This window comes from Micromonospora sp. KC606, from assembly GCF_004348675.1.
Taxonomy (GTDB): Bacteria; Actinomycetota; Actinomycetes; order Mycobacteriales; family Micromonosporaceae; genus Micromonospora.
This window is the reverse complement of record NZ_SMKN01000044.1, coordinates 22,192-31,047: the sequence shown is the minus strand read 5'-3', so window position 1 is coordinate 31,047 and position 8,856 is coordinate 22,192. Positions and strand designations below refer to the sequence as shown.

Here is an 8,856-nt window from a genome sequence, read left to right as displayed (position 1 = left end):
CGCCCTCGCCCGCCTGCCCGTGCTCGCCTGCGTGCCCTCCCCGCCTGGCTGCCTGCGCCTGCCTGGCCGTGCCCGCCTGCCCGTGGGCCCTCCCCGCCTGGCTGCCTGCCTACCACGGGGAGACCAGGTCCTCGCCGACGCCTGCCCGCCTGCCCGCCTGCCCGCCTGGCCTGCCCGCCTGGCCTGCCCGCCTGGCCGGCCCGCCTGCGCGCGGGCCCCGCCCCCGGTTGATCGACTCCACTTGCGGAATCTGGCGGTATCCCTGGCGAGGGATGCCGCCGTTTGGCGCGTCTGGAGTTGACCATGATCGCTGCGTGTCCAGATGACGGGATCAACGGGCACCATGTGGAAAGTAAACGTTAACTTGGGAAAGGGCCGGCGCTGCGGCGCAGGTCAGGGCGGTGGTTCCACACCCGGCACCCGCCACCCTCCAGGGTCGATCGACCCGGGCTCACGCTGCCAGGCGAGCCGCTCCGGTGATCCCGGACCGCCGTCGGCGCTCAGCAACCGCCCGCAGGGCCGTCGGTGACGGTCCACACCCTGGAAGGGGTACTCCCATGGCGTCCAAGCCCAAGCCCGACACCACCGACGAGGCGCGCGAGCAGATGCGGCGCGCCCTGCAGACCTCGATGGACACCCGTCAGTGACCCTGGCTGGCCGGCGGTGATGACGCCGCCGATGTCATGCGTACGACGTCGCCGTCCCGCCCGCCGCGTCCCGCTTCGCTGACCCTGCCGGCCTGACCGGTGCCGCCCACCGGTTCGGTCGCTCGCCGGCCCCGGTTGCCCGCCGGCCCCGGTTGCCCGCCGGCCCCGGTTGCCCGCCGGCCCCAGTCGCTCGCCGGGCTTGGCCGCCCGATCGTCGTGCTGGATGCCGATTCACCTGGCGGCCCACCGGGCGCCCGAGATGTCGACCCAGTCCCGGGGCCGGACGCCTCGGCCGGGCCGAGCCCTTCTGCCATGACCGTCGAGTTCGCCGCGCCGTACGGGTGGACGCCGGCCGGATCCATGCACCGCCGTCCCCGGCCGTCGCTGCCCTCGACGTCGTCCCGCTCGCCCCGACCTCCGCCGCGTGCCTGCTTCCGCGAGGCTTCCATCGGACGCGACTCCCGCCATCGAGACGTCCTGGGGCTCGATGTTCGCCATGAGGGCTCTGTCGATCGTCCGAAGACTTTCGCGACCCCGTCCACCGCCCTCGTGACGCCGCCCGAGGGCTCGGTGTGGCGTTCGCCGTGAACGCGGGCGGCCGGCCCTCTCGGGCGGTCGCCCCGCCGGCCGTCGCGTCGGCGTGCCCGGCACGAGGCTGCCGTTGACCTTGCGCGCCGTGACGTCGGCGGACTGTCCGAGCGCCCTCAACGCGGTCGCCCGTCTCGGCCGGCTGTGAGCGGTCACGGTCGCCCGTCTCGGCCGGCTGTGAGTGGACGCGGATGTCTCGGTCGGCTGTGAGCGGACGCGGTCGCCCGTCTCGGTCGGCTGTCCGAGCGCCCTCAACGTGGACATCCTCCACCACTGCGGCAGGGGTAGCAGGCACTTGCCCGCCACGGGCACCGGTTCGACCTGCCGCCGGGGGCGGTGAGGGCGGTGGAAACCGGGGACGACGCTGGGTCCGGGTTGTGCCGACGTGGCCGGCGCCGGACCGGGGCGTAAGAGATCACAGGTATTGTGGTCCTTACCAGCGGCGTGCCAGGATCGATGTCGATGAGCCAGAAAGCCACCGCGGTCGTGCCGCCGCGCCGGATCGCCGCCCTCGCACTGCCCGCCCTGGTGGTGCTCGCCGCCGAGCCGCTCTATGTGCTGGTCGACACGGCGGTCGTCGGGCACCTCGGCCGGGCGCCGCTCGCCGCGCTCGCCGTCGGCGGCACCGTGATGACCCTCACCGCCTGGTTGGGCACCGTCCTGGCGTACGGCATCACGGGGCGGGCGGCCCGGCGGTTCGGCTCCGGCGACCGGGCGGCGGCGGTGGCCGAGGGCGTGCAGGCATCCTGGCTCGCGTTCTCCGCCGGGGTGCTGGTGGCGCTCGGCATGCAGGTCGGCGGCGGCGCGTTGGCGCGAACCCTCGCCGGAGGGGGCGGCGACGTGGCCGGCGCGGCCGGGCAGTGGCTGCGCGTCGCGGCGCTCGGCGCCCCCGGCCTGCTGCTCGCCGCCGCCGGCAACGGCTGGCTGCGCGGCATCCAGGACACCCGCCGCCCGCTGCTGTTCGTGCTCGCGCCCAACCTGCTCTCGGCGGTGCTCTGCCCGCTGCTGGTCTACCCGGCCGGGCTCGGCCTGGTCGGCTCGGCGGTCGCCAACGCGGTCGCCCAGACCGTCTCCGGTGCTCTCTTCGCGGCGGCGCTGGTCCGCGAGCGGGTGTCGCTGCGGCCCCGGCCCCGACTCATCCGGCAACAGTTGGCGCTCAGTCGCGATCTGCTCGTCCGGGGTCTGGCGTTCCAGGCCAGCTTCCTCTCCGCCACCGCGGTCGCGGCCCGCTTCGGCGCCGCGGCCGTCGGCGCCCACCAGATCGCGCTGCAACTGTGGTTCTTCACCGCTCTGGTGCTGGACGCGCTCGCCATCGCCGCCCAGGCTCTGGTCGGCGCCGCGCTCGGAGCCGGGGACGGCGCCGGCGCCCGCGCGCTGGCCCGCCGCTTCGCGCTGCTCGGCGGCGCCTGCGGGATCGGCTTCGCGGTGCTGATCGCCGCCGGCGCCGGCGTGGTGCCGTCCTGGTTCAGCTCCGACCAGCAGGTACGCGAGCAGGCGATGCTGGCCTGGCCCTGGTTCGCCGCGATGCAGCCCCTCGCCGGGGTGGTCTTCGCCCTCGACGGGGTGCTGATCGGCGCGGGGGACGTGCGCTACCTGCGCAACCTCACCATCGTGGCCGCGCTCGGCGGTTTCCTGCCGGCGATCTGGCTGGCGTACGGGCTGGACCTGGGGCTGGGCGGCATCTGGGCGGGGCTCACCCTGTTCGTGGTGATCCGGCTCGTGGCGTTGCTGCTGCGGCTGCGCTCCGGCGGGTGGGCGGTGGTCGGGGCGGTCCGGTAGGTGAGGACGTCGTCCCGGATGACCCAGGCTCTCCGTCAGCTCCCGTAGCCCGTGCCGAGGGCGAGGGCGAGCAGGTAATAGGCCCCGAACACCAAGGCGGTGCCCGCTGCGGCGACCACGAGGAACGACACCACGGCGGTCGCCTTCGGGTGCGACTCGCTCCACCGGGTGCGGTCGCGCCACCGCCACAGCGCCCGCCGCGCCCGGCGCGACGGCGGCCAGCGCTCGATCAGCGTGTCCACGAGGCGGCCCGGGGTGCGGCGTGGCGGCGTCGGTTCGCGCATCCACTGTGGCAGGTCGACCCGGGGGCGGTGCGTGTGGGACGGGGGTCGGTCGGAGGTCATCGTCGTTCCTCTGCGGTGGTGGGGTCAGGTGGTCTCACCGACGTCGCCGGTCGTCAGCACTGCTCGTCGTCACCCGGACGCCGGCCCGGGCCGTAGACGTCGCCGGTGGCTACCGGCCCGGGGGCGGAACCGCCCCACGTCGTCGTTTCGAGCGCTATGGCGCCCTCGCGGATCGTCTCGCGGCTCACGCCCCCGCACGGTGACCTGGGCGCCGTCGCGCGTCCAGGACGGCACTCGGACCAGTTCGTTCCTGGTCGAGAACAGGTCACGGGTGTCGGTGGGGGTGGGCGACTGCGCGTCGGTCACGGTGCGCTTCCAAGGGGCGATGGGCGGGGAGGCCGCACGATCGTCGCATTCGGCGGGCCCGTCGCGCGGTCCCTTCCCCGCCCCGCCGTGCTGGCTCCGCCCCGGCCGGGTGCCGGAACGTGGCGTGCGGTGGCCGCCCACTCACCGCCGTCTGGCAGGCTTGGCGGTCGTGAGCACTGACGGTCTCATCGTGGTGGACAAGCCCGGCGGCATGACGTCGCACGACGTGGTGGCGCGGGTTCGCCGGCTGGCGAGGACGCGGCGGGTCGGGCACGGCGGCACCCTCGACCCGATGGCCACCGGCGTGCTGGTGATCGGGGTGGGCCGGGCGACCCGGTTGCTCACCTACGTCATCGGCGCGGGGAAGAGCTACACCGCGACAGTCCGGCTCGGTCAGGCCACCGTCACCGACGACGCCGAGGGCGACGTGATCGCCACCACCCCGGCCGGGCAGCTCACCGACGCGGCGGTGCGCGACGCGTTCACCCCGCTCACCGGCGAGATCGACCAGGTGCCGAGCGCGGTCAGCGCCATCAAGATCAACGGGCAGCGGGCGTACCAGCGGGTGCGCGAGGGGGAGAGCGTCGAGCTGCCCGCCCGCCGGGTCACCGTCTCCCGGCTCGACGTACGCGCGATCCGCCGCGACACCCCCGACGTGGTGGACGTCGACATCGACGTGACCTGCTCGTCCGGGACGTACATCCGGGCGCTCGCCCGGGACGCCGGGCTGGCGCTCCGCGTCGGCGGGCATCTCACCGCGCTGCGGCGTACCGCGGTGGGGAACTTCACCCTCGCCGAGGCCGCCACCCTCGCCGAGCTGGAACAGCGGGCCCCCGAGGTGGTCAACCTACCGCTCGCCGCGGCGGCCGACCGGTACTTCCCACGTCGGGACGCCACCGCCACCGAGGCGAGGACGCTGTCCCACGGCGGCCCGCTCGACGCGACCGGCCTCGCCGGACCGTACGCCGTCTTCGGCCCGGACGGGGGCCTCATCGCTATCGTCAGCGAGCGGGACGGCCGCGCTCGCGCGGAGATCGTGCTCGCCCCGGCCTGACGGCCGGCGCAGGGTGGTCGCCGGCCGTCGTCGGCCGGCGGGGAGGAGAGACATGCAGCGGTGGCGGGGCTACGACGCGGCGCCCGGCGGGTGGGGGCGCTCGGTCGTCACCATCGGCGTCTTCGACGGCGTGCACAAGGGGCACCAGGCGACCGTCGGGCACGCCGTGGCCCGGGCGCGGGAACTGGGCGTCCGGTCGGTGGTGGTCACCTTCGACCCGCACCCGGCCGAGGTGGTGCGCCCCGGCTCGCACCCCGCCGTGCTCACCGAACCGGCCCGCAAGGCCGAGCTGATCGAGGCGCTCGGCGTGGACGTGCTCTGTGTGGTGCCGTTCACCCCGGAGTTCTCCCGGCTGCCCGCCGAGGCGTTCGTGCACGACGTCCTGGTCGAGCACCTGCACGCCGCGCTGGTCGTGGTGGGAGAGAACTTCCGGTTCGGGCACCGGGCGGCCGGGGACGTCGCCCTGCTGGCACGGCTCGGCCGCACCTTCGGCTTCGCGGTCGAGGGCGCGCCGCTGGTGGCCGAGGCCAACACGGTCTACTCCTCGACGTACATCCGCTCCTGCGTCGACGCGGGCGACGTGGCCGCCGCCGCCGCCGCGCTCGGCCGCCCGCACCGGGTCGAGGGTGTGGTGGTCCGTGGCGACCAGCGCGGACGTGAGTTGGGCTACCCCACCGCCAACCTGCTGACCCACCGGTACGCGGCGGTGCCCGCCGACGGCGTCTACGCCGCCCGGCTGGTCCGGCGCGGCCACCCGGAGCCCCTCGCGGCGGCGGCGTCCATCGGCACCAACCCGACCTTCTCCGGGCGGGAACGCCGGGTGGAGGCGTACGCGCTGGACTTCTCCGGTGACCTGTACGGCGAGCGGCTCGCCCTGGACTTCGTCGCCCACCTGCGCGAACAGCGGACGTACGACGCGATCGAGCCGTTGGTCGCCCAGATCGCCGAGGACGTGGAGCGGACCCGCCGCCTGCTCGGCTGAGCGCCACGGGGCCGCGAACCGCCCTTGACCGGGCGGTTCCGGCGTGGGCTGGTAGTCTTGCGGAGACGTCGGTAGACCGACGTGGGGCCTCGCGTGCCTGCACGACGCCGCGGGTGCGAGGAACCGGTCCGTTCCCGGTCCCTGACCGGTCCGACGGACATCATCGAACCACCCACGAAACAGGGAGAACATGGCGCTCGACCAGGAAGCCAAGGCCAAGATCCGCTCGGAGTACGCGACCGCCGAGGGTGACACCGGTTCGCCGGAGGTGCAGGTCGCGGTCCTCACCAAGCGGATCGCCGAGCTCACCGAGCACCTGAAGGTGCACAAGCACGACCACCACAGCCGCCGTGGGCTGCTGCTGCTGGTCGGCCGTCGCCGTCGGCTGCTCAACTACGTCCAGAAGAAGGACATCAGCCGCTACCGGTCGCTCATCGAGCGGCTCGGTCTGCGCCGGTGACCAAACGGGGGAGTTGGCCTGCGGCCGCTCCCCCGTTCCGGTACCACTGAAGGAAACGGGCCGCGCGACCACCCGATGAGGGAGCCGGTCAGCACCGGTCTCCGGTAGTGGCCCCCGGGCTCCCCGGCATCATGCCGGCCACCCGGGCGCTTCGATCGAAGACCGGCCGTCTGAGCAGCTCCCCGCGTCGTGGGCCCCCGATGCGAAGGAGCACCACAGCACCATGACCGAGACCAACCTCGGCACCGAATCCCGCACCGCCGTGATCGACAACGGGGCCTTCGGCACCCGTGAGATCACGTTCTCGACCGGTCGCCTGGCCCGCCAGGCCGCCGGCTCCGTCGTCGCCCAGCTCGGCGAGACGGTCGTCCTCTCCGCCACCACCGCGGGCAAGCAGCCGAAGGAGCAGTTCGACTTCTTCCCGCTGACCGTGGATGTCGAGGAGCGGATGTACGCCGCGGGCCGGATCCCCGGCTCGTTCTTCCGCCGCGAGGGCCGGCCCAGCGAGGACGCCATCCTCACCTGCCGGCTGATCGACCGGCCGCTGCGCCCGTCGTTCGTCAAGGGCCTGCGCAACGAGGTCCAGGTCGTCGAGACCATCCTCGCGCTCGACCCGCAGCACCCGTACGACGTGGTGGCGATCAACGCCGCCTCCATGTCGACCAAGCTCTCCGGCCTGCCGTTCTCCGGCCCGATCGGGGCCACCCGGATGGCGCACGTGGACGGCCAGTGGGTCGCGTTCCCGACCCACGAGGAGCTGGGGCGGGCCACCTTCGACATGGTGGTGGCCGGTCGGGCCCTGCCGGACGGCGACGTCGCGATCATGATGGTCGAGGCGGAGGCTACCGAGCAGACCGTGAAGCTGGTCGCCGGTGGCGCGCCGGCCCCGACCGAGGAGGTCGTCGCCAGCGGCCTGGAGGCCGCCAAGCCGGCCATCCGTGAGCTGTGCCGCGCGCAGAGCGAGCTGGCCGAGGTCGCGGCCAAGCCGGTCGCCGAGTTCCCGGTGTTCCTGGACTACGCCGACGACACCTACGAGGCGGTGGCCGAGGTGGCCCGCGCCGAGGTGGCCGAGGCCCTCAAGATCGCCGGCAAGGCGGACCGTGAGGAGGCTCTGGACCGGGTCAAGGCCAAGGTCACCGAGGAGCTCGGCGGTCGCTTCGAGGGCCGGGAGAAGGAGCTCAACGCCGCCTTCCGCTCGCTGACCAAGTCGGAGGTGCGGACCCGCGTGCTGCGCGAGCAGGTCCGCATCGACGGGCGCGGCCCGCGTGACATCCGGCCGTTGACCGCCGAGGTGGGCGTGCTGCCGCGGGTGCACGGCTCGGCGCTGTTCGAGCGGGGCGAGACCCAGATCCTGGGCGTCACCACGCTGAACATGTTGCGCATGGAGCAGTCGCTGGACACCCTCTCCCCGGAGAAGTCCAAGCGCTACATGCACAACTACAACTTCCCGCCGTACTCCACCGGCGAGACCGGTCGGGTCGGTTCGCCGAAGCGGCGTGAGATCGGCCACGGCGCCCTGGCGGAGCGGGCGCTGATCCCGGTGCTGCCGGCGCGCGAGGAGTTCCCGTACGCCATCCGGCAGGTCTCCGAGGCGCTCGGCTCCAACGGCTCCACCTCGATGGGCTCGGTCTGCGCCTCGACGCTGGGCCTGCTGTCGGCCGGTGTGCCGCTGAAGGCGCCGGTCGCCGGCATCGCCATGGGCCTCATCTCCGACGAGGTCGACGGCAAGACCCAGTACGTGACGCTGACCGACATCCTCGGCGCGGAGGACGCGTTCGGCGACATGGACTTCAAGGTCGCCGGCACCCGGGACTTCGTCACCGCGCTGCAGTTGGACACCAAGCTCGACGGGATCCCGTCGGACGTGCTGGCCGCCGCGCTCCAGCAGGCGCACGAGGCCCGGCAGACCATCCTCGACGTTATGCAGTCGGCGATCGAGGGCCCGGCTCCGATGTCGGACTACGCGCCGCGGGTCACCACCGTGAAGATTCCGGTCGACAAGATCGGCATGGTGATCGGCCCGAAGGGTCAGACCATCAACGCCATCCAGGACGAGACCGGCGCCGAGATCTCCATCGAGGACGACGGCACGATCTACGTCGGCGCGACCAACGGTCCGTCGGCCCAGGCCGCGGTGGACCGGATCAACGGCATCGCCAACCCGACCCTGCCGAAGGTGGGGGAGCGGTTCCTCGGCACGGTGGTCAAGACCGCCGCGTTCGGCGCGTTCGTCTCGCTGCTGCCGGGCCGCGACGGTCTGCTGCACATCTCCAAGGTGGGCGACGGCAAGCGGGTCGAGAAGGTCGAGGACTTCCTCAACGTCGGTGACAGGGTCGAGGTGGAGATCGCCGACATCGACGCCCGCGGCAAGATCTACCTGGACAAGGTCCGCCCGGAGGGTGCGGAGGCGCCGGCCGCCGTCGAGGCCGCCGATGGCGAGCGTCCGGCCGGTCGGGACCGTGGCGGCGACCGTGGCCCGCGCGAGCGCGGCGACCGTGGCGGCGACCGGGCCCCTCGCGGCTCGGAGGGTGGCGAGCGCGGCGACCGGGCCCCTCGTGGCCCGGAGGGTGGCGAGGGCGGCGGCGAGTCGCGACCGCGGCGCCGGACCCGGCACAGCTGAGCGGTGAACCGGCCGGGTGGTGCGCCACCCGGCCGGTTCCGTGCCATCGCACCACCCACCCCTCGTCAACTGGGAG

7 protein-coding genes are annotated in these 8,856 nt (G+C 73.7%); 5 read left to right on the top strand and 2 right to left on the bottom strand.

Annotation, left to right across the window (positions count from 1 at the left end; all coding sequences use genetic code 11):
* The first annotated feature begins 1,697 nt into the window (after window positions 1-1,697).
* Window positions 1,698-3,014 carry an MATE family efflux transporter gene (locus E1193_RS12345; RefSeq protein ID WP_132183305.1) on the top strand — a complete coding sequence of 439 codons (1,317 nt, stop codon included), beginning with the start codon at window positions 1,698-1,700 and terminating at the stop codon, window positions 3,012-3,014.
* Window positions 3,015-3,049: 35 nt separating this feature from the next.
* Here the strand turns inward: E1193_RS12345 and E1193_RS12340 are convergent, their stop codons facing one another.
* Window positions 3,050-3,358 (bottom strand): hypothetical protein, encoded by a 309-nt coding sequence (locus tag E1193_RS12340; protein WP_132183303.1) that lies wholly within the window; start codon window positions 3,356-3,358, stop codon window positions 3,050-3,052.
* A 53-nt stretch (window positions 3,359-3,411) separates the two neighbouring features.
* The gene (locus tag E1193_RS33735; RefSeq protein ID WP_279433327.1) at window positions 3,412-3,546 is read right to left on the bottom strand and encodes a hypothetical protein; all 135 of its coding nucleotides are present in this window, start codon (window positions 3,544-3,546) and stop codon (window positions 3,412-3,414) included.
* Between the two features lie 287 nt (window positions 3,547-3,833).
* Here E1193_RS33735 and truB point away from each other — a divergent pair, with 287 nt between their 5' ends.
* From truB to E1193_RS12320, 4 genes are all read left to right on the top strand, one after another.
* The gene (truB, locus tag E1193_RS12335; protein WP_132183301.1) at window positions 3,834-4,718 is read left to right on the top strand and encodes a tRNA pseudouridine(55) synthase TruB; all 885 of its coding nucleotides are present in this window, start codon (window positions 3,834-3,836) and stop codon (window positions 4,716-4,718) included.
* A 52-nt stretch (window positions 4,719-4,770) separates the two neighbouring features.
* On the top strand, window positions 4,771-5,700 hold the full coding sequence (locus tag E1193_RS12330; RefSeq protein WP_132183299.1) for a bifunctional riboflavin kinase/FAD synthetase: 930 nt from the start codon (window positions 4,771-4,773) through the stop codon (window positions 5,698-5,700).
* Window positions 5,701-5,890: 190 nt separating this feature from the next.
* Window positions 5,891-6,160 (top strand): 30S ribosomal protein S15, encoded by a 270-nt coding sequence (rpsO, locus tag E1193_RS12325; RefSeq protein WP_132183297.1) that lies wholly within the window; start codon window positions 5,891-5,893, stop codon window positions 6,158-6,160.
* A gap of 223 nt (window positions 6,161-6,383) precedes the next feature.
* A complete protein-coding gene (locus E1193_RS12320) occupies window positions 6,384-8,780 on the top strand; it encodes a polyribonucleotide nucleotidyltransferase (RefSeq protein ID WP_132183295.1) in 2,397 nt (798 codons plus the stop codon).
* Window positions 8,781-8,856: the final 76 nt, after the last annotated feature.

Coding starts and splice junctions, on each gene's coding strand:
- E1193_RS12345 (WP_132183305.1), top strand. CDS start 1,698: ATGAGCCAGAAAGCCACCGCGGTCGTGCCGCCGCGCCGGATCGCCGCC.
- rpsO (WP_132183297.1), top strand. CDS start 5,891: ATGGCGCTCGACCAGGAAGCCAAGGCCAAGATCCGCTCGGAGTACGCG.
- E1193_RS12320 (WP_132183295.1), top strand. CDS start 6,384: ATGACCGAGACCAACCTCGGCACCGAATCCCGCACCGCCGTGATCGAC.
- E1193_RS12340 (WP_132183303.1), bottom strand. CDS start 3,358: ATGACCTCCGACCGACCCCCGTCCCACACGCACCGCCCCCGGGTCGAC.
- E1193_RS12330 (WP_132183299.1), top strand. CDS start 4,771: ATGCAGCGGTGGCGGGGCTACGACGCGGCGCCCGGCGGGTGGGGGCGC.